Raw genomic sequence first — 1,878 nt, forward strand, 5'->3', positions numbered from 1 at the left:
GCCCCCCGACCACGGCGCGACGCGGACCTGCGGGCCTCCCACAGCGACCGGGAGGCGGTCGCCGAGCGGCTGCGCGAGGCCGCGGGAGACGGCCGTCTCGACCTCGACGAGCTGGAGGAGCGACTGGAGAAGGCGTTCAACGCCAAGACGTACGGCGAACTCGCCCCGCTGACGGCCGACCTGCCGGCCGGCGCCACCGCCGCGCCCGCCGACCCCGGCGAACCGATGGTGATCAAGGCGGGGGCCGGGGACGTCGTGCAGAAGGGGCACTGGGTGGTCCCGGCCCGGATCAGCGTCACCAGCCGGCTCGGCAACATCAAGATCGACTTCTCGGAGGCCGTCTGCCGCCACCCCGAGGTCACCCTGGACATCAACGCCGGCGTCGGCGAGGTCACCGTGATCGTCCCGCACGGCTGGACGGTCCGCTCGCACGCCATGCGGGCCAGTATCGGCAGCGTCCGCAACAAGGCCACGGAGCCCGGGGACCCCGCCGCCCCCACCCTGGAGATCACCGGCCGCGCCGGCCTCGGCGACGTCCGCGTCCGCTACCCCAACCGCTGGGAGCTCTGGCGCCGCAAGAACAGCTGACCCGCCCGGACGGGTCGTTCCGGGCGGGTCGGTGCGGCCGTCGCGCGGCGCTCGGGGGCCGCGCGGGCGGGGATCAGGTCCAGACGGTGGCGAGGAAGATGTTCAGCGTGGTCAGACCGGCGACGGCGCCGAGCATCCCGGACGGCACCTTCTCCTCGTCCCGCTTGACGTACACCAGGCCGAGGATCACCACCAGCACCGCCGTCTTGATGCCGATCTTGACGTGGTTCAGGTCGCCCCCGTCCGCCTCGTTGAGGCCGACGAGGATGATGCCGGTGGCCAGCATGGTGAAGGCGCCGTGCAGCATCCCGGGGGTCATCCGGCCCTCGCCGGTCCGCAGCGACTTCATCTGCGCGAAGAAGCCGCCGAGCAGGGCCGCGATGCCGATGATGTGCAGGGCCACGAAGATGTTGATGACGACGTCCATGCCGGGAGCGTATCCAGGCGTCAACCGGAGGCCACAGGTGAGGTGACCCTCACCCGCGACGTCGCGTCCGGTCGTTCTCCGCCGCGATCCGGTCTGCTCCGGCATACCGTCCGTCGTTTCCCGGCACGGAACGGTCGGCGACGGCCAGTGCCGGTCATTCGGCACCCCCGGCCGGGGTGCCGGTCGTAGCGTCCCCGGACATGGCAGCGCAGCACAGACACCGACGCCCCCGGTCCGTCCGGACCCTCCCGGCCGGCCCGGCCGGCTCCACCGCGTGGGCCGCGCTGGTCCTCGCCGGGGCGGCGACGAGCGCCACTCTCGGCGGCACCGCCCAGGCCGACCCGAGCCCCACCGTCGACGGCGTCAAGGCCGAGGTCGACCGGCTGCACCGGCAGGCGGAGGAGGCCGCCGAGGCCCACCACGCCGCCGGCGAACGCGCCCGCACCGCCGAACGCCGGCTGGAGGGCCTGCGCGACCGCGCCGCCCGCACCACCGCCGAGGCCAACACGGCACGCCACACCCTGGGCGCCGTCGCCACCGCCCAGTACCGGTCCGGCACCGGCAGCCCCGTGCTCCGGCTGGCGCTCTCCGACTCACCCGAGCAGTACCTGCGCCACGCGGCGGCCGCCGAACAGGCCGGAGCGCGACAGGCCCACGTCCTCGGACAGCTCCAGTCCCGGTTGCGCGAGGTGCGGCAGCTCCGCGCCGAGGCGGCGAAGCGCACCGCCGAGATACACGAGGCCCAGCGCGCCGCGCGGGACCACCGCCGCTCCGCCGAGGCGAAGCTGGCCCGCGCGCAGCGACTGCTCGACCGGCTCACCGCCGACCAGCGCGCCCGCGTCCTCGACGCCCCGGCCCCCGCC

Annotated in this window: 3 protein-coding genes; 2 read left to right on the top strand and 1 reads right to left on the bottom strand. The window is 74.8% G+C overall.

The features are described 5' to 3' along the window. Window positions 1–588, top strand: a 588-nt coding sequence (locus GL263_RS25870) for a DUF1707 SHOCT-like domain-containing protein (protein WP_182858164.1), incomplete at its 5' end; no start/stop codon positions are given. 73 nt (window positions 589–661) lie between these two features. Here GL263_RS25870 and GL263_RS25875 read toward each other — a convergent pair. Next, window positions 662–1,015, bottom strand: a complete 354-nt coding sequence (locus tag GL263_RS25875; RefSeq protein WP_182858165.1) for a hypothetical protein — start codon at window positions 1,013–1,015, stop codon at window positions 662–664. Window positions 1,016–1,215: 200 nt separating this feature from the next. Here GL263_RS25875 and GL263_RS25880 point away from each other — a divergent pair. Next, on the top strand, window positions 1,216–1,878 hold a 663-nt coding region (locus tag GL263_RS25880), incomplete at its 3' end, for a coiled-coil domain-containing protein (RefSeq protein ID WP_369123518.1).

The organism is Streptomyces durbertensis (assembly GCF_014156695.1).
GTDB classification, from domain to species: Bacteria; Actinomycetota; Actinomycetes; order Streptomycetales; family Streptomycetaceae; genus Streptomyces; species Streptomyces durbertensis.

Excerpts from the sequence above, each read along its gene's own strand:
- GL263_RS25875 (WP_182858165.1), bottom strand. The coding sequence starts at position 1,015 with ATGGACGTCGTCATCAACATCTTCGTGGCCCTGCACATCATCGGCATC.